15 protein-coding genes are annotated in these 18369 nt (G+C 43.8%); 5 read left to right on the top strand and 10 right to left on the bottom strand.

Features of this window, described 5'->3' with window-relative positions:
* Positions 1 to 242 precede the first annotated feature (242 nt).
* From QLG00_RS02045 to QLG00_RS02030, 4 genes are read left to right on the top strand one after another with little or no spacing between them, the layout of a single operon-like run.
* Positions 243 to 1667, top strand: a complete 1425-nt coding sequence (locus QLG00_RS02045; protein ID WP_282470424.1) for a TolC family protein — start codon at positions 243 to 245, stop codon at positions 1665 to 1667.
* Between the two features lie 13 nt (positions 1668 to 1680).
* The gene (locus QLG00_RS02040; protein WP_282470423.1) at positions 1681 to 2769 is read left to right on the top strand and encodes a biotin/lipoyl-binding protein; all 1089 of its coding nucleotides are present in this window, start codon (positions 1681 to 1683) and stop codon (positions 2767 to 2769) included.
* Between the two features lies 1 nt (position 2770).
* A complete protein-coding gene (locus QLG00_RS02035) occupies positions 2771 to 3901 on the top strand; it encodes an ABC transporter permease (RefSeq protein ID WP_004939450.1) in 1131 nt (376 codons plus the stop codon).
* Entirely contained in the window at positions 3898 to 5004 is a 1107-nt protein-coding gene (locus tag QLG00_RS02030) for an ABC transporter permease (protein ID WP_282470422.1), read from the top strand. The genes QLG00_RS02035 and QLG00_RS02030 overlap by 4 nt, the downstream gene beginning before the upstream one ends.
* A gap of 42 nt (positions 5005 to 5046) precedes the next feature.
* Here the strand turns inward: QLG00_RS02030 and gyrA are convergent, their stop codons facing one another.
* From gyrA to QLG00_RS02010, 4 genes are all read right to left on the bottom strand, one after another.
* On the bottom strand, positions 5047 to 7785 hold the full coding sequence (gene gyrA / locus QLG00_RS02025) for a DNA gyrase subunit A (RefSeq protein WP_282470421.1): 2739 nt from the start codon (positions 7783 to 7785) through the stop codon (positions 5047 to 5049).
* A 368-nt stretch (positions 7786 to 8153) separates the two neighbouring features.
* On the bottom strand, positions 8154 to 9089 hold the full coding sequence (locus QLG00_RS02020; protein WP_282470420.1) for an FAD-binding protein: 936 nt from the start codon (positions 9087 to 9089) through the stop codon (positions 8154 to 8156).
* Between the two features lie 17 nt (positions 9090 to 9106).
* Entirely contained in the window at positions 9107 to 9856 is a 750-nt protein-coding gene (locus QLG00_RS02015; RefSeq protein ID WP_004939466.1) for an electron transfer flavoprotein subunit beta/FixA family protein, read from the bottom strand.
* A gap of 415 nt (positions 9857 to 10271) precedes the next feature.
* Positions 10272 to 11171 carry a tyrosine recombinase XerC gene (locus QLG00_RS02010; RefSeq protein WP_282470515.1) on the bottom strand — a complete coding sequence of 300 codons (900 nt, stop codon included), beginning with the start codon at positions 11169 to 11171 and terminating at the stop codon, positions 10272 to 10274.
* A gap of 176 nt (positions 11172 to 11347) precedes the next feature.
* On the opposite strand from QLG00_RS02010, the gene QLG00_RS02005 reads away from it, so the two are divergent.
* Positions 11348 to 11974 carry a LysE family translocator gene (locus tag QLG00_RS02005; RefSeq protein ID WP_171497752.1) on the top strand — a complete coding sequence of 209 codons (627 nt, stop codon included), beginning with the start codon at positions 11348 to 11350 and terminating at the stop codon, positions 11972 to 11974.
* Here the strand turns inward: QLG00_RS02005 and QLG00_RS02000 are convergent.
* From QLG00_RS02000 to QLG00_RS01975, 6 genes are all read right to left on the bottom strand, one after another.
* The gene (locus tag QLG00_RS02000) at positions 11971 to 12579 is read right to left on the bottom strand and encodes an alpha/beta hydrolase (protein ID WP_282470419.1); all 609 of its coding nucleotides are present in this window, start codon (positions 12577 to 12579) and stop codon (positions 11971 to 11973) included. The two genes, QLG00_RS02005 and QLG00_RS02000, sit on opposite strands and share 4 nt — an antisense overlap.
* A 98-nt stretch (positions 12580 to 12677) precedes the next feature.
* Positions 12678 to 13523, bottom strand: a complete 846-nt coding sequence (dapF, locus tag QLG00_RS01995; RefSeq protein WP_151791813.1) for a diaminopimelate epimerase — start codon at positions 13521 to 13523, stop codon at positions 12678 to 12680.
* Between the two features lie 3 nt (positions 13524 to 13526).
* Positions 13527 to 14777 carry a diaminopimelate decarboxylase gene (gene lysA, locus QLG00_RS01990; protein WP_004939484.1) on the bottom strand — a complete coding sequence of 417 codons (1251 nt, stop codon included), beginning with the start codon at positions 14775 to 14777 and terminating at the stop codon, positions 13527 to 13529.
* A gap of 23 nt (positions 14778 to 14800) precedes the next feature.
* Positions 14801 to 15019, bottom strand: a complete 219-nt coding sequence (locus QLG00_RS01985) for a hypothetical protein (protein ID WP_004948757.1) — start codon at positions 15017 to 15019, stop codon at positions 14801 to 14803.
* 123 nt (positions 15020 to 15142) lie between these two features.
* A complete protein-coding gene (locus QLG00_RS01980) occupies positions 15143 to 16555 on the bottom strand; it encodes an amino acid permease (RefSeq protein ID WP_282470418.1) in 1413 nt (470 codons plus the stop codon).
* Positions 16556 to 16808: 253 nt separating this feature from the next.
* On the bottom strand, positions 16809 to 18347 hold the full coding sequence (locus QLG00_RS01975; protein ID WP_282470417.1) for an alanine/glycine:cation symporter family protein: 1539 nt from the start codon (positions 18345 to 18347) through the stop codon (positions 16809 to 16811).
* Positions 18348 to 18369: the final 22 nt, after the last annotated feature.

The following is an 18369-nucleotide window of genomic DNA, read 5'->3' as shown; positions in this document are numbered from 1 at the left end:
TCAAATCAGATAAATAATAGAATATCCAGTCAGATTAATCCAAGTATATTGATTGCTTTTTAAACACCCCACGTGCTATACATTTGTATAATAAACAAGACTATAACTGATGCTTCTACAATAAAGATTATACTTTCAGGAACAACACGACGTGACTTGATATGACATTACAACAGCGAATGATAAAAATGAATTTCAGGTGCGCAACCTCACCTCCTCCAGTCAAGTTTTTGTTTGGCTGTATGGCCGCTTTGCTTTTATGCAGTGAGGTGGCACTTGCTGAGGGCATCAGTTATGTAGAGGCAGAGCAACAAGCGCTCACATCCTCTTACAGCACTCAGGCCAGTCAAGCCTTTGAACAGGCAGCACGTCTTGATGCACAAGCCACTAAAGGCCTAGGACGCCCACGTATTGAGCTTAATGTACGGGCTTATAAATTCCATAGCGAAGTTGATCTCCCTTTAGACAGTTTTAAACAAAATCTTGAAAATACTTTGAGTCAACGCTTGAGCGAGCAATTGTCTCAGGTGGGTGGCGTGTTGCCGCCAGATGTACTCAATACGATTCAGACGGGTGCGAATACAGCTATTTCAGATGGAATTAATCAGTTTCCCAATTACGCAAATTTAAGTATTGAAGATGAAGTGATCAGACCCACCATTTCTCTAGTCATGCCCATTTACACAGGCGGCCTGATTAAAAGTGCCAAGCAAATTGCTACCATACAGGCCATGCGGGCACAACTCAGTACAGAACAACAGCAAGATATTCAACGATTTGAAATTATTCAGGCTTACTTTAATACTCAGCTACAAACGCAATTGGTGAAATCGAGCCAGTTCAATGCGGATGCCATGCAAAAACATGTCAATAACGCCTTTAAGCTCGAACAGCAAGGCTTTATCAGCAAAGGCCAGCGAATGCAGTTTGAAGTGGCACGTAACAACGCCCTGCGCTTATTACAAAACGCTCAAAGCAACTTAAACAGCAGTCAGTTTCAGTTAAATCATCTATTACATCAGCAAACGAACGGGAATCTCACCACACCGCTTTTTGTCAATACAAAACAAACATTGCCTTTGAATCAATTTTTGAGCTCATATCCCAATCAGTCTAATCTCATTCGAAAAATGCAAATAGACACCCAACTGGCAGATGAAAATGTGAAAGCACAGCGCGCCGCCAAAAAGCCGACTGTATTTGCCTTTGCCGAATATAGCTTAGACAAAAACGAAAACTGGATTGTGGGTGTGGTGGCACGCTACAACCTGTTTGGTGGACTAGATAAAAATAAAAGTATCGAATCTGCCGAACTCAAGCGCTATGGCAGTCAGCTTTTAGTCGAGCGTACCAAACAGGAAATTGAAAATATTATTCAAAAATCTTATAGCGAAATGGGTTCTTCGCAGCAAACACAAACGCTGCTGAATGACAATAAACGCGCTGCACTTGAAAACTTACGCATCCAAGAGCTTTCATTTAGAGAAAACATGGGAACGGCCAATCAAGTGATTGATGCACAAAATGCTGTGCAAGTGATTGATACAGAAATGGCCATCAATGCTTATAAATACGTGCTCTCTCTGGCCACGCTGCTCCAAAGTCATGGCTCGATTAGTCAGTTTAAAACGTATTTAAATCAGCCTAATACAGTATATATTTATTAATTACGAGGACATCATGCCGACAGATCAATCGTCTTCTGACACTGAACATCCGGTGCCCTCTGCCTCTGATTCGGCAACGACCACCGGATCCCAGCAAAAACAGACACCACATGGTCCTAAGCGCGCCGTAAAAATCATTGGTTTGATCATTTTATTGCTCATCATTGGACTGATTATTTATGGTTTATGGAAAGCGTATCAGCCTCGTAGCGTAGCATTACAAGGTCGCGTTGAAGCCGAAACGCTTTACGTCACCACCAAAGTGCCTAGTCGTATTGCGGAAATCTTTGTCGAAGAAGGCCAGAATATTAAGAAAGGTCAAGCACTTGCTCGCTTGGTTAGTCCTGAGATAGAAGCCAAAAAGCAGCAAGCGCAAGCCGCTTTACAATCGGCTTTAGCACTTCAATCGACAGCAGAGCGCGGTTCTCAAGAAGAAAATATTGATACCTTATATGCCAACTGGCAAAGTGTAAAAGCTCAGGCGGAATTGGCTGAAACCACGTATCGTCGTGGTGAAACACTCTACAAAGAAGGCGTCATTTCACGTCAGCGTCGCGATGAAATGTTCGCAGCACAGCGCTCTGCCCGAGCTTTAAGCGAAGCCGCCTATCAACAGTATGCACGTGCCAAGCGTGGCAGTACGCCACAACAAAAATCGATGGCAGATGCACAGGTCGATATTGCACGTGCTGCGCTGGGTGAAGCTGAATCGTTAGAAACTGAAACCAAACTCTACTCCCCAATAAACGGCACTGTTTCCAAAATTTATGGGAAACCCTCGGAGTTGGTCGCTGCCGCAGTGCCTGTGGTCAGTTTGTTAGAGGATGACGAACGCTGGGTCAGTTTAAATGTCCGGGAAGATCAGTATCGAAGTGTCTATCAGCAAAAAACACTTCAGGGATATGTACCCGCACTTGATAAAAAGATCAATTTTAATATTCAACACATCGATGCCGAAGGTGAGTTTGCCACCATTAAAACCACGCGACAAACCGGCGGTTACGATATCCGTAGCTTTAAGCTTCATCTTAAACCCACAGAAGCAGCAGCTGATTTAAAAGTGGGTATGAGTGTGATTTTTGATGTAGTTGAGGCCAATTGATATGTGGGCCTGTTTCTGGCGTGAGTGCATTTATCTGCTCAAAAACAAATGGGATTTGGCGATGGTTACACTCGCCCCTCTATGTGTTGTGGTGCTGTTTGCAAGTATGTTTTATCAGGGAAAACCCGATCATCTTCCCATTGCACTCATTGACCAAGATCATAGCCAGCTGAGTCGCATCATCGAACAGGATTTACGCCATAATCCCACCCTAGATTTGAAATACGTTTTAACCAATACGTCTGAGGCTGAGGAACTCGTAAACAAAACCCAAATTTGGGGATATGTACATATCCCAGAAGGTGCAGAACAGCGTTTAGTGAATGCACAAGATGCACAGATTAGTGTGGCGTTTAATCAGTCATTTTTTAGTATTGGCAACACCATTTCAAGTGCCATGCTCATCAGCACACTCAATGCTATGGGCGAGTTTGGTGGTGAACACTATTTTTCAGCATTATTGCCTGCCATTGACCTGCCCACACCGCATGTCAAAGTCTCAACACTTTACAACCCTAGCTTAAGCTATGAGTTTTATCTAGAGCCTTTCATGGTACCCGCGATTTTGCATTTATTGCTGTGTTGCTGCGTTGCATTTGCAATTGGTCAGGAATTTAAGCGCGGCACACTGACGCAATGGAGCGCACCTGACAATGCCATGAAAATGCTACTTGCCAAAACTTTACTCTATGTCGTGATTTTTTGTGCTTGGACATGGCTATGGATGTTCTGGCTGATTGTGGTTCGTGGCTGGTTTGTTGCGGGCAGTTTGAGCCTGCTTTTAATGGCACAGTTTTTACTTTATTTCGCATATGCCATGATTAGCGCAACCGTTATGATTGCATCGCAAAATATGGGCCGAACCTTTGGATTTATTGCCGTTTATGGCGGATCATCCTTAAGTTTTGCAGGCGTTACTTTACCACTGAACAATGCACCGATTTTTACACAATTTTGGTCCATGATTATTCCATATACACCGTACGCAAAGCTTCAAACCGAGCAATGGGTGGTTGGAAGTGATGTTTCTATTTCATTATGGCCCCTTCTGATCTTGCTGTTTTACTGTGTTTTTTATTTTTTGGTGTCGAGTCGCTTGCTTAAAAAACGTGTGCAGGAGGCGCTCTCATGAAAAAATTCTGGTTTTATTATCTGCACACGTTTAAAGAAATTGTAAAAAATTCCTCCATTTTGACGACTGTTGTGTTGTCAGTGTTTTTTTACAGCTTCTTCTACCCCACTGCGTATAAGGCAGAACATGCTGAATCACTCCCCATTGTGATTGTGGATGAAGAACAAAGTGCTTTAACCTCAACCATCATTAGTCAAGTCGCAAATAGCCCTAAAATCAAGATTGTTGCAACCACGACAAACTTTCTTGAAGCAGAGCAAATGGTTAAAAACCAAAAAGCAGATGGTATTTTGTATCTGCCTGATCAATTAAGCATGAGTGTTCGACGTGGTGAAATGGGTGGCGTTGGACTTTATATCAGTGCTGCATATTTTTTAAAAATCAAAGAAATTGGTTTAGGACTGGCGCTCTCTATCGAACAAGTGATTGCCGAATATGCCGAAAAATTTGGTCAGATTACGCATTTTAAACCGGCGCTTTCAATCCATCAGATTCCGCTTTTCAACACGCTTTCAGGCTATGGGAGCTATGTATTTCCCGCCGTCGCACCGCTGATTATTCATCAAACCATTGTATTGGGTTTAGGTATGTTACTTGGAGGATATAAAGAAGAACGGTATCAGCCCACATCGAGTCAGTTTTGGGGAATATTTGCCAGTTTTTTTACCATTGGATGCCTAGGCTGTCTGTATATGTTTGGCTTTGTGTTTTGGAAAAATGATTATCCGCATGGCGGAAATTTCTGGGGCATGCTGGTTGCGGTTCCAATCTTTGTGAGTTGTATTGTTAGCTTGGGTCTGCTTTTTGGTTCTTTACTCGATATGAGCGAACGTGCCGGACATTTTCTGGTTTTTACTTCTATTCCATTATTTTTACTCACCGGAACCGCCTGGCCAATACAGGCCATGCCTCACTGGATGCAGATTTTTAGTGCGTTGCTGCCATCTACGCATGCAGTACAGCTATTTGTACAGCTCAATCAAATGGGGGTTCATTTAAGTGCTGTCATGCCCAAACTTATGATATTGACGCTCATGACTGTAATCTTTTTAGCATTGGCTTACTATCGGTGGGTTCATCGCACGCACAATCGACATTCATAAAAAAAGGAAGCCAAAGCTTCCTTTTTTTACATATCAAGATGGTTAAGCTTGATCATTGCTCTCTAAGTCATTTGCAACACTTTGATTTACTGTATCAGACTCGATATCTGCTTGCTCTACTGCATCTGATGCTTGAGCCTCGAGATCTTCAATCAGATCATCTTCTACAGCCTCAATGGATACCACACCCACCAAGGTTTCTGCATCGCTGAGACGGATCAAGCGAACACCCTGTGCATTACGGCCTGTCATTGCAACTTCGGCGGCACGGGTACGTACCAAGGTTCCGCCATCTGAAATCAACATCAGCTCTTTGGTTTCATCAATTGAAACAGCGCCTACCAATTCACCATTACGCTCGGAAGTCTTGATTGCAATCACGCCCTTGCCGCCACGTTTTTTGGTTGGGAAGTCATTTACTGGTGTACGCTTACCATAGCCGTTGGCACTGGCACACAGCACTTCACCAGTTTCAGGTACCACCACCAATGACACAATGCGACTCACCAGATTTGAATCGTTAGAATCATCTGAATCATCTGCTTCATCGGTATCGAGTTCTGCATCTTCACTATCTACAGCAGCAGCCAGCGTCACGCGCATACCGCGAACACCTTTTGCGGTACGCCCCATAGCACGCACATCGGTTTCTGCAAAACGAATGGCCTTACCTTCATTAGAAAACAGCATGATTTGCTGTTGACCATCGGTAATGGCTACACCAATCAAGGTATCTTCTTCATTGAGTTCGATGGCACGTAAGCCGTTTGAGCGGATATTGGCAAACTGCTCAAGTTCTACACGTTTTACCGTTCCTGAAGCTGTTGCCATAAAGACATAATGGTCTTCTGGGAATTCAGTCAGCGGTAAAATTGCAGTGATGGTTTCATTGGCATCTAATGGCAGCAAATTGACCATAGGACGGCCTTTTGCACCACGCGATGCTTGCGGCACTTCAAACACTTTCAAACGGTACACTTTACCCACATTGGTAAAGCACAGCACGGTCGCGTGATTCGACGCCACAATCAAATGCTGGATTATATCGTCATCTTTCATTGAGGTTGCAGATTTACCACGTCCACCACGGCGCTGCGCCTGATAGTCTGACAATGGCTGTGTTTTGGCATAACCCGTTTGTGAAACGGTCAATACCACCTGCTCTTCTGGAATCAAATCTTCACGACAGAAATCAATACGTGATTCGACAATCTGAGTACGACGTTCATCACCATACTGTTGTAAAATCAGCGCAAGCTCTTCACGAATCACCGTCATCAACAGATTAAAGTCGTTTAAAATTGCTGTCAGCTCGGCAATTTGAGCCAAAATTTCGCTGTATTCGGCGTGGAGTTTGTCTTGCTCTAGACCTGTTAAACGATGCAAGCGAAGCTCAAGAATTGCACCCACTTGCGTTGGTGACAAGCGGTAGATCTGGTCAGATAAACCAAATGGGCGCGCTGGATCTTCACCCTCAATTTCATCTGGACGAACCGAAACCGAACCTGCTTTTTCGAGCAAGGCAATCACACCGCCACCAGCCCACTCGCCCGCCAAAAGGCGTTCACGTGCTTCAGCCGGATTCGCCGAGGTTTTAATGGTTTCGATGATGTTATCAATATTGGCTAAGGCAACCGTTAAGCCTTCCAAAATATGACCACGTTCGCGCGCTTTACGCAGTTCAAACATGGTACGGCGCGTTACCACTTCTTGACGATGACGGATAAATGCCGCAATGATGTCCTTCAGGTTCATCAACTTCGGTTGTCCGTTGTCCAGACACACCATATTGATGCTGAATGAGTTTTCTAGCTGGGTATTCAAAAACAGGTTATTGACGATCACTTCCGCGTTTTCACCGCGTTTCAAGTCAATCGCGATACGCATGCCTTCTTTGTCGGATTCGTCGCGAAGCTCCGAAATACCTTCAAGCTTTTTCTCTTTGACTAATTCGGCAATACGCTCAATCACACGTGCCTTATTGACCTGATACGGAATTTCCGTAAAGACAATGGTGGTACGTCCGGTTTTTTCATCTTCTTCAAAATGATATTTACCGCGAATATGCAAACGCCCCTTACCTGTTCGGTAAGCATCGACGATGCCTGATTTTCCATAGATGATACCACCTGTCGGAAAGTCTGGACCGGTGATATGTTCCATCAAGCCTTCAATGGAGATATTCGGGTTGTCTGCATAAGCTAGACAGGCATGAATCACTTCATTTAGATGGTGCGGTGCCATATTGGTCGCCATACCGACGGCAATCCCTGCTGCTCCATTGATAAGCAGGTTTGGAATGCGCGTTGGCAACACATCTGGAATACGCTCTGAACCGTCGTAGTTATCCACCCAGTCCACGGTGTCTTTTTCAAGATCTGCCAGAAGCTCATGTGTCAGCTTGGTCATACGCACTTCCGTATAACGCATCGCTGCTGCACTGTCGCCGTCCACAGAGCCAAAGTTACCCTGACCATCGACCAACAGATAACGTAGACTAAAATCTTGTGCCATACGCACGATTGTGTCGTATACAGCAGTATCACCGTGCGGGTGGTACTTACCGATCACATCACCCACAACACGTGCTGACTTTTTATAGGCTTTGTTATAGTCATTGCCGAGCTCGTGCATGGCATAAAGCACACGACGATGCACTGGCTTAAGGCCATCACGTACATCTGGCAATGCACGCGATACAATTACGCTCATCGCATAATCTAGATATGAATGCTTGAGTTCGTCCTCAATGGCAATCGGTCGGATTTCCGATACGCTCATGCATACTCCTTGTAGACAGCAAGCGCTAAACTTGCTGCAATATGTCTTGATCTTGCAATAAAATTCAGCTCAAAAAAGCTGAACTAAAAATAAAAAATACAGCGGCAAATGATAGCATAATTCTGCTTCTGAATGTACGATCTCGCCGTGATCTGGCTTTTATATTTATATAATTTACAGATTATTTACAGATTTAATTTTATACTGATTTAAAAATAGACAACTGTATTCTCAGTCTGGTTTTTTACATGACTTTTTTAGTAAATGGTGACGCTTTTCCTAAAACAACTCACGCTAAGTTTGGCAGGATTGATCAAATAAAAAACCCCAGCAAATGCTGAGGTTTTCAGATCCAATCAAAGCGCTGATTAGAGCTTAGATACCAATTCTGGCACAACAGTGTTCAAGTCACCAACTAACCAGTAGTCAGCAACACTGTTGATTGGCGCTTCTTCATCCTTGTTGATTGCAACAATGACTTTAGAATCTTTCATACCCGCCAAATGCTGAATCGCACCTGACAGACCAACAGCAAGATAAAGATCTGGTGCTACGATTTTACCCGTTTGACCCACTTGATAATCGTTTGGTACAAAACCGGCATCCACAGCCGCACGAGAAGCACCTTGCGCTGCACCTAGTTTATCTGCCAATGGATCGAGTACCTTGTGATAGTTCTCACCTGAACCCACACCACGGCCACCTGATACCACGATACGTGCTGCAGTCAACTCTGGACGATCCAGTTTCACAATTTCTTCGTTTACAAAACTTGAAACGTCTGCATTGGCTGCCTCACCGACTGCTTCGATTGCAGCAGAGCCACCTTCGCTTGCCACTGCATCAAATGCAGTACCACGAACGGTCGCCACGATAATTGATTCTTCAGATTGAACTGTTGCAATCGCATTACCAGCGTAGATTGGACGCTTAAACGTATTTTCAGATTCAACTGCAATAATGTCGGAGATCATGCTGACATCAAGTAAAGCCGCTGCGCGTGGCAGAATGTTTTTACCTGAAGTCGTTGATGCTGCCAAAACATGCTTATAACCTGATTTCGCTACATCAGCCACAAGCTGTGCAACGTTTTCAGCCAATTGGTGTTCGTACACAGCGTTGTCTGCAAGAAGAACTTTGCTGACACCCGCAATTTTTGCTGCCGCGTCTGCAACAGCCTGAGCACCAGCGCCTGCAACCAATACAGCAATATCACCACCGATTTTTTGTGCTGCAGCCACGACATTCAAAGTTGCACCATTAAGTGTCTTATTGTCGTGCTCAGCGATAACTAAAATACTCATGATTTTATCCTTCCGTATTAGATCACTTTCGCTTCATTTTTTAACTTTTCAACAAGCTCATCTACCGATTTCACTTGAACACCTGCTTTACGCTCTGCTGGTGCTTCAACTTTAACGGTTTTGAGTTTGGTGGTCGCTGTTACGCCATAATCTGCTGGAGATTTGGTTTCAAGCGGTTTTTTACGTGCTTTCATAATGTTTGGAAGCGCCGCATAACGTGGCTCATTCAAACGAAGGTCGGCAGTCACAATCGCAGGTAGCGTCAGTTCAACGGTTTGCAAACCACCGTCGATCTCGCGTGTAACTTGAACTTTACCCGCGTCTACTTTCACTTCTGATGCAAAGGTACCCTGACCTGCATTCAAAAGTGCACCGAGCATCTGACCCACTTGGTTTGAATCATCATCAATGGCTTGTTTGCCCAATAAGATCAGTTCTGGCTTTTCAGCGTCTACCACACCTTTAAGAATTTTAGCCACTTCAAGTGCGCCAATATCATCAGATGTTTCAACCAAGATACCACGGTCTGCACCCAAAGCCATTGAAGAACGGATTTGTTCTTGCGCTTCTTTCGGGCCAATTGAAACCACAATAATTTCAGATACAGTTCCCTTTTCTTTTAAACGAACCGCTTCTTCCACTGCGATTTCACAGAATGGGTTAATTGACATTTTTACGTTGGTTAGGTCAACCCCAGTATTGTCCGGCTTAACGCGAACTTTAACGTTGGCATCAACCACACGTTTTACAGCAACAAGAGCCTTCATGTAATCCTCGGCTGTTTCAGCAAGTAAATGTTCAGAAGCATTATAGTAACGCTTCAATATAAATTTTTTAGGTGCTTTATCTTGCTATGTGTTTGGCATTTCGGTCAAGTCACAATTACAGCCGCCAAGATAAATCTGCAATAAAACTGTGGAATCCACAGTTCATTTTTTCTAATCTAAATGTTTTGTTATTGAATTTACAGTATTTTTAATTATTTTTTACTTATTGATTTATATTATGTTTTTATTTGATTTGTTTCATCAGCGTGCCTGATAGTTTGGTTAATTTATGTAAAAAAGCTCACTTCTTCATCATTTTGAAATTGATTGACTGCTTAGATCAAAGATGTCATTCGAGTAAGCGAGTGTTAAAGCGACTCGGAAGTCATATTTTGGATTGTCATTTTTCTTCAAGTTATCGCGATTTATCTGGCTTCTGCGCACGAGGATGCGCCTGGTCATACACTTGCGCCAAATGGTCAAAATCAACATGCGTATAAATTTGAGTGGTACTTAAGTTAGAATGGCCCAGCATTTCTTGAATCGAGCGCAAGTCCCGACTGGCCGAGAGCATATGACTGGCAAAGCAATGCCGAAGTAAATGGGGATGTAAATCGACATTGACGCCTGCACGAATGGCCTGAAACTTCACCCGATTTTCGATTTGCCGCGGTGAAAGCACGCCCCCTTTTTGCGACACAAAAAGTGGATCATGCGGCTCGAAATGCCCCTTCCAAAGCTGATATATCTTCAGCCATGCCATGATACTGTCCTTTGCTTTTTGACCAAACGGGACGACGCGTGTTTTATTACCTTTACCGGTCACACGTAATAATTGACGTTGAAAATCGAGATCACGGAGTTCAAGTCCTTGCAACTCGGCCAGACGCAAGCCGCTTGAATAGAGCAATTCAAGCATGGCTTTATCTCTTAGCCATAGCTGCTGATCAACCGCATCACTTGGTGCAGGTTGATCTAAAATCTGCAGCACAGTTTCGATATCGACCAAGCCCGGCAACGGTCGCGATTTGCGTTTAAGTTTAAAATCATCGACAGGATTATGGCTTAAATGGTTCGACTGCTGCGCCCATTTCATAAACTGGCGAATCGAGGTGAGATGACGCTGTAAACTCGCTGAACTCAAATGATCATGTTCAACACGATGTGCAAGATATTCTCTTAAATCCGCCGCTTCGATATTGCCAAGACTGAGTTTTTTCTCTGTGCAAAACGCTAAGAAATGAGTTAAATCACGATGGTAAGCACGCAGTGTATGCTCAGAATGGTTCTGAAGTTGTTTTTCTTTGAGCCACATGCCCAGTAACTGCTGTTCAAACGCCAAACGTGTCTTCCTTAATTTTAATCAATTTAACTTTGGTGATGACTGAAACTGCCGAATATAAAACCGCTTAAAAACGACCACTGACAACTCATCGATCAATGCAACTTAGTATACAATTCATTGATCACTGTGAGAGAAACTTTGTTGCCATGACGACTCTGCTAGTTTCTTATTTAGTTGCCATTAGCATACTTACAATTACGCCGGGGTTGGATACGACATTGATTATTCGTACCGCAACACTAGAAGGAAAATCCAGCGCCTTTCATGCAGCGCTTGGGATTAGTACAGGCTGTATCGTGTGGGGGCTCGTAGTTGCCTGTGGATTAGGCGCTTTATTCATGGCTTCGGCAATGGCTTTTAGTGTATTGAAATGGGTTGGTGCGGCTTATTTAGCTTGGCTTGGGCTAAATATGCTCTTCAAACCTCGCCATCATCTGGGTCAAATGTCTTCAAACATTCCCCCTAGTTTTGCACTACGCCAGAATGCATTTTTTAAAGGTTTTCTGGGCAACTTACTTAATCCCAAAATTGGGGTTTTCTATCTTTCTTTTTTGCCTCAGTTTATTCCCGCAGAAGCCGCTGCATTTTCATGGATTATGGGGCTGGTGATGTTGCATGTTTTGATCGGTATCATCTGGTCAATGCTGTTGATTTGGGCAATGCAACCTATTTCTCGCTTTTTAAAACAACCCAAATTTGTGCGCGGTTTAGATCGTGTTACGGGCAGTATCTTCCTGATATTTGCCCTCAAACTCGTTTTGAGTAAACGCTAATCCAACTGCTTGATAAATTGTAAAATCGGCGGAGCAATCTTACTCGCTTGCTGCTCGGCCAGAGCATGATCACCTTCTGGTACCACAAGTAGGTTCGCAGCGGACAGCAAGTGCTGTAAATGTACCCCGACGGATACCGGACTGATACGATCTTGATCTCCCCAGATCAGAAGTACGGGTTGCTGAATGTCATGTAAACGATGCTCATGATTGACTCGTGTATGAACAAACCAGTCTGGATAATTTAAATAATGTTCCTGATAAGCACTTCGCCAGTCTTCAACATCAAAACCACTCAAATCCAGACCACCCGAAGTGGCAATCAACACCAATCCTTTGACCATTTCCGCTTTTTCGAGTGCGGCCTGAACCGCGAAAATTCCTCCCATCGATTGAGCAATAATAATAGACGGCGTATCAATTTGCGCCAGCACATACTCAGTTAGCGTATCAAAATCGGTGATCGTGTCTTGAGCCGGTTCACAGCCAAATCCCGGATAAGCAATTATTATGCTTGTATCGTTTGATCCTAAATAGTGAATTAAAGGCTGCCAAAATTGTGTACTGCCCGATGCACCGGGTAAAAAAATTAATTGTGTGGTCATTTTTTTCAGTTATTCAATCGATTAAATTTAAAATATGCCATATTTCAGCATAAAAAAAGCACGCCCAGTCTAAGCGTGCTTTCTTGGTATTTTATAGATCAGGTTTGAAAGTAACGTAAATCAAGGCGTCCTTCATAGACTGTGGCTGTTGGCCCTGTCATCCAGACCACATCACCCTCTTGCCACTCGATTTGAAGTTTTCCACCCGCCAGCTCGACTTCTACCGAATTTGCCAGTAAACCACGACGCATACCACTTACGGCTGCCGCACATGCACCCGTACCGCAAGCGAGTGTTTCGCCCACACCGCGCTCAAACACACGCAAACGCACATGCTTTTCATCCAAAATCTGCATAAAACCCGCATTGACACGCTGTGGAAATTGCACATGTGCTTCGACTTGTGGCCCCATGCCTGCAACATCGGCTGTCAAGATATCCGGCACAATGGTTACCGCATGCGGATTTCCCATATTGACGACATCAATTTTTAAGCTTTGCTCATTGGCTAATGGAAGCGTATACAAGGCATCCAGTTCTTGGGTCAGAAATGGAATATCCTGTGGATGAAACTTAGGATAACCCATATTGACGCGTACCCAGCCATTAGGGCCAAGTTCTGGTTCAACAATTCCTGCTTTGGTTTGCACTCTGATTTTGGTTTTTTTGGTGAGTTGTCGCTCATGTACAAAGCGGGCAAAACAACGCACACCATTTCCGCACTGCTCCACTTCCGAACCATCTGCATTGAAAATACGATATTTAAAATCGGTTTGCGGATCATCTGGTGGCTCGACAATCAATAATTGATCAAAGCCAATACCAAAATGACGATCTGCCATACGCTGGATGGTGGTGGTGTCTAAGTAAGCACGTTGGCTAATTAAATCGAGCACAACAAAGTCATTGCCCAGACCATGCATTTTGGTAAATTCAAGTAACATGTCTTAACCCTCTGGCAGCAAACGTTCTTTTTCCCACAACGACTCGATGGTTTCACGCTCACGAATCAAATGTGCGGCATTACCTGCCACCATCACTTCTGCGGCACGGCCACGAGTGTTGTAGTTTGAACTCATCACAAAGCCATAAGCACCTGCACCCATCACCGCCAGCACATCATTTTCTTTAAGTGCAAGGCTTCGGTCTTTACCTAGAAAATCACCCGTTTCGCAAATTGCCCCAACGATATCCCAAGTTTTTTCTTCAGCATCCGATGACGCTGAAACAGACTGAATATCCATCCATGCTTCATACAATGACGGACGAATCAAGTCATTCATGGCTGCATCAATAATGGCAAAGTTACGATGATTGGTTGGCTTGAGCAAATCAACTTTGGTCAATAACACACCCGCATTGGCACTAATACTACGACCTGGTTCCATATATACTTTAAGCCCAAGTTTTTGTAGCGCAGGCTTGAGTGCAGCAGCGTACTCTGCAGCGGTTGGCGGTGTCTCGTCTTTGTAACAGACTCCCAAACCACCACCGATATCGATGTGCTTGATCTCAATTCCCAGCGTTTTAAGCTGTTCGATCATCACAATCACGCGATCTAAAGCATCTACAAACGGTTTGGTTTCGGTCAACTGTGAACCAATATGACAATCGATTCCAACTACATCTAAATGAGACAACGAGGCTGCATATTGATACGTTTCAAATACGGTATCACTTGGAATACCAAATTTGTTTTCTTTTAAACCCGTTGAAATATAAGGATGTGTCTTGGCATCGACATCGGGATTAACGCGCAATGAAATGGGTGCACGTAAGTTGAGGCTCGCTGCAACCTTTTGAATACGGTCGAGCTCGGCATAAGACTCAACATTAAAACACGCAATGCCGACCTCAAGTGCTTTTTGAATATCGGCCTCAGATTTACCCAAACCAGAAAATACGATTTTGCTTGGATCACCGCCCGCAGCCAATACACGTGCGAGTTCGCCACCGGTTACAATATCAAAACCTGAACCCAGTTTTGCCAAAACATTCAATACCGCCAAATTAGAGTTTGATTTCACCGCAAAACAGATTTGATGATCAATAAAATCAAAGGCACGATCCAGATCTTGATAATGTTTTTCAAAGGCTGTCTTTGAATAAACATAAAGTGGCGTACCAAATTGCTGCGCGAGCTGCTGAAGTGAACATTGCTCGGCATGCAATATCCCATTAATGCGGGAGAAACTCATGAATGCATCCTTATTTTTAAAGCTTAAGGTGAAGAAGGAACTGGCTGAGAAGACGCTGAATGATCAGGAGTCGAAGTTTTGTCTTTCGAGGTTTTGTCAGACTGAGGCTGTGAATACAGCAAATATTTTGCACGTTTGTCGTAATTTGGATCGGATGGCAAATGTAATGCCCCCGTTTGACCACAGCCCAGCATAGCCAGACTCATGGTGAGTAAACTTGTGTAGCAAATGAAACGGCGCATCTGATCACCTACTCAAAAAATTTGAATAATTATACCGTGATCCAGCACAGGACCAAAGTACAAAAGCACCAAGCTTAAAAGGAAGCGAAAAAAAACGCCAGTCATTGACTGGCGTTTTTTTAATTATTTCTTGGATTTCAATCGAGGCTTGTAAAAACCAAAGTAACCAATCACCAAAATAACCAGCCAGATTGGGCTGACCATCAAGGCTTTCATGGTGTCTGGCTCTAATGACAGCACATAAATCATTCCAATAAAGAAAATGATCACCACCCAGCAGGTAAACAAACCGCCAGGTAATTTGAAAATAGATTTGGCATGTAACTCTGGACGGGTTTTGTAATAGACCATGTAGCTCCAGATAATCATCAGCCACACACAAATAAACAAAATGGTCGATAGCGTAGTCGCCAGTGTAAAAGCTTCAACGGTATTGGGCACAAAATATTGCAGCGCTGCACCGAGCAACAAACACACCGTTGAAAAATACAATGCATTTGCAGGAACACGACCTTTATTGAGCGTACCAAAAGGTTGAGGTGCTTGGCGTTCTTTAGACAAACCAAATAGCATGCGACTGGTAGAGAATACACCGCTGTTCATCGATGACATCACCGAAGACAAGACCACCAAGTTCATGATAATTGCCGCTGCTGCAATGCCTGCCTGACTGAACAGATTTACAAACGGGCTGATGTTTGGGTCAATTTTATTCCATGGTGTCACCGACATCACAACCAACAAGGCCAGTACATAGAAAATAATGATTCGAATCGGGATGGAATTGACTGCCTTAGGCAAATTACGTTCCGGATTTTTGGTTTCAGCAGCAGTGGTGCCCACGAGCTCTACCCCAACAAAGGCAAAGATCGCAATCTGGAAGCCTGCCAAGAAACCGTGCATACCCGTTGGGAAGAAGCCACCATTGGCCCACAAATGCGTAAATGATGCCACTTCACCACTGGTCGAGGTGAAGCCCGTGAAGATCATCCAGAGTCCGACCAAAATCAGGACCACAATCGCAGTAATTTTGATCATGGCAAACCAGAACTCAAGCTCACCAAACAGTTTTACGGTCATGAGGTTCAGCCCCATGATGAAGATAATCGCCGCAATACTGATCATGGCGCCTTCGGTTGGTGTAAAAGGAAGACCGTTATTAAAAAACTGCAAATAATAAATAATCGCAGATAAGTCGGCGATACCGATGGTAATCCAGCACAACCAGTAGGTCCAGCCCACAAAATATCCGGCCCAAGGGCCGATCAAATCAGTGGTAAAGTCAATAAAAGACTTATATTGAAGATTGGAGAGCAACAATTCGCCTAGCGCACGCATGACGAAAAAGACCATCACTCCAATGATCAGATAAATAAATAAGATCGATGGGCCGGCAAGACTAATGGTTTTACCAGAGCCCATAAATAAACCTGTTCCAATTGCACCGCCAATTGCAATCAGTTGCAAATGCCGATTAGAAAGGCTTCGTGATAACTCATGTTCTCCAGAAGATGAGTCGTGGTTATAATTCGACATTGCTACAAAACACTCCAGTATTTTTATAGAGCCAAAACAGCGTCTCCTCAAAAACAATTCCGCACCATTTTATGGCATCTTATTCAACTGAATGATTTTGATAAACGTTCTGCTTGGCGATTGCGTAGTTGTATAACGCCACGCATGTGTGCGTACACTCGTTTTCGATCATACGCATAAGGTAGAAGCAATACAATTCACATTTTTCGACACCTGAGTCTTCAAAAAAAGTGAATTTAAATTGAGTGACATGTTAGGTTGCGGTCTTTTTCGACGATGCGTTTTGAGCTTGCGCCTCTAAAGCATTTTTGGTTTTTAAGCGTTCTTCCCAGTAAGTGGCATTTTTAATACCGAGTTTAATTGGATCGAAGGTATATTCTTTTACACCTGCTTTTTGTTGCTCTTCATAGTCTCGTAGCGCCTTGATGGTCGGTTTCCAGACAAAATAAGTCACAATAATCCCGATAATGTTAATCCATGCCATAAGCCCGACACCGATATCACCAATTCCCCAAATGTAGCCTGTGGCACTCATGACGCCATAGGCAACCGAAAGAATGATAAAGCACTTGGTTAGAAACAGTAGCGAAGGTGTTTTGGTAATGTAACTTAAATAAGTGATGTTGGTTTCCGCGATGTAGTAATAGGCAACAATGGTTGTAAAGGCAAAAAAGAATACGGCAAGTGCAACAAAGATCTGCCCAAAGCCACCAAATACGGTACTAACGGCCATTTGAGTAAAGGCAGGTGAACCAATTTCTGCGGTTGAAGTGACGTTTTGTATAATGAACTGACCAGCTTCTAAAGTTCCTTGTACATTGTACATGCCCGTAATCAAAATCATAAAAGCGGTTGCAGAGCAGACAAACAAGGTATCTATATAAATCGAAAATGCTTGTACAAACCCCTGTTGTGCCGGATGCTGCACTTCTGCCGCAGCGGCTGCATGCGGACCGGTTCCCTGACCTGCTTCGTTGGAATAAACCCCACGCTTCACCCCCCAGCCAATTGCCGCACCTAATCCGGCCATCGGGCTGAATGCATCTGCAAAAATCATTTTGATCACACCCGGTAAGGCTTCAAGATTCATAAACACAATCACTAAAGCCATCAAGATATAACCAAGCGCCATAAACGGCACCACAAATTCGGCAAAACGAGCAATACGCTTAATCCCACCAAAAATAATCACGGCCAGTAAACTAACAATGACCACCAATGCCAGAAGTTTATAGGTTCCTACCTGACCAAAAACAATCGCCCCTTCTCCTGTAATCTGAGTGAAGGCATTTCCTACTGCATTTGCCTGAATTCCCGGTAAAAATAATCCGCAAGACACCAACGCGGCAATGGCAAATAAAACCCCCAGCCAGCGTTGGCCCAAACCACGATCGAAATAAAATGCCGGGCCGCCGCGATATTGTCCTTGATATTCAACTTTATAGATTTGTCCAAGTGTCGATTCAACATAGGCCGTACTCGCGCCTAGAAAAGCCACCACCCACATCCAAAACACCGCACCAGGGCCACCAAAGCCAATTGCAGCGGCAACACCAGCAATATTACCTACACCCACGCGCCCTGAGAGCGACACAGAAAGCGCCTGAAATGATGAAATTCCCTGTGCCGATGATGAACCATTCACCAATAAACGGCCCATCTCTTTGATTTGTCGCACCTGTACAAATCGTGTCAAAATTGAAAAAAACAACCCTGCGCCCAAGCACAAATAAATCAGTGCCGGACTCCAAATAATACTATTGACCCAATCGACAATTTCAGCTGCACTCATATACATTAACCTTGCAAATTTA

The sequence above is a fragment of the Acinetobacter sp. V89_7 genome (assembly GCF_029967895.1).
In the GTDB taxonomy this organism is placed as follows: Bacteria; Pseudomonadota; Gammaproteobacteria; order Pseudomonadales; family Moraxellaceae; genus Acinetobacter; species Acinetobacter soli.
Note: the sequence above shows the minus strand (reverse complement) of the source record. Positions and strands in the feature narration are given on the sequence as shown.

What these genes read in the sequence shown, in the direction of transcription:
- QLG00_RS02045 (WP_282470424.1), top strand. Translation starts at nt 243, where the DNA reads ATGGCCGCTTTGCTTTTATGCAGTGAGGTGGCACTTGCTGAGGGCATC.
- QLG00_RS02040 (WP_282470423.1), top strand. Translation starts at nt 1,681, where the DNA reads ATGCCGACAGATCAATCGTCTTCTGACACTGAACATCCGGTGCCCTCT.
- QLG00_RS02035 (WP_004939450.1), top strand. Translation starts at nt 2,771, where the DNA reads ATGTGGGCCTGTTTCTGGCGTGAGTGCATTTATCTGCTCAAAAACAAA.
- QLG00_RS02030 (WP_282470422.1), top strand. Translation starts at nt 3,898, where the DNA reads ATGAAAAAATTCTGGTTTTATTATCTGCACACGTTTAAAGAAATTGTA.
- gyrA (WP_282470421.1), bottom strand. Translation starts at nt 7,785, where the DNA reads ATGAGCGTATCGGAAATCCGACCGATTGCCATTGAGGACGAACTCAAG.
- QLG00_RS02020 (WP_282470420.1), bottom strand. Translation starts at nt 9,089, where the DNA reads ATGAGTATTTTAGTTATCGCTGAGCACGACAATAAGACACTTAATGGT.
- QLG00_RS02015 (WP_004939466.1), bottom strand. Translation starts at nt 9,856, where the DNA reads ATGAAGGCTCTTGTTGCTGTAAAACGTGTGGTTGATGCCAACGTTAAA.
- QLG00_RS02010 (WP_282470515.1), bottom strand. Translation starts at nt 11,171, where the DNA reads ATGTGGCTCAAAGAAAAACAACTTCAGAACCATTCTGAGCATACACTG.
- QLG00_RS02005 (WP_171497752.1), top strand. Translation starts at nt 11,348, where the DNA reads ATGACGACTCTGCTAGTTTCTTATTTAGTTGCCATTAGCATACTTACA.
- QLG00_RS02000 (WP_282470419.1), bottom strand. Translation starts at nt 12,579, where the DNA reads ATGACCACACAATTAATTTTTTTACCCGGTGCATCGGGCAGTACACAA.
- dapF (WP_151791813.1), bottom strand. Translation starts at nt 13,523, where the DNA reads ATGTTACTTGAATTTACCAAAATGCATGGTCTGGGCAATGACTTTGTT.
- lysA (WP_004939484.1), bottom strand. Translation starts at nt 14,777, where the DNA reads ATGAGTTTCTCCCGCATTAATGGGATATTGCATGCCGAGCAATGTTCA.
- QLG00_RS01985 (WP_004948757.1), bottom strand. Translation starts at nt 15,019, where the DNA reads ATGCGCCGTTTCATTTGCTACACAAGTTTACTCACCATGAGTCTGGCT.
- QLG00_RS01980 (WP_282470418.1), bottom strand. Translation starts at nt 16,555, where the DNA reads ATGTCGAATTATAACCACGACTCATCTTCTGGAGAACATGAGTTATCA.
- QLG00_RS01975 (WP_282470417.1), bottom strand. Translation starts at nt 18,347, where the DNA reads ATGAGTGCAGCTGAAATTGTCGATTGGGTCAATAGTATTATTTGGAGT.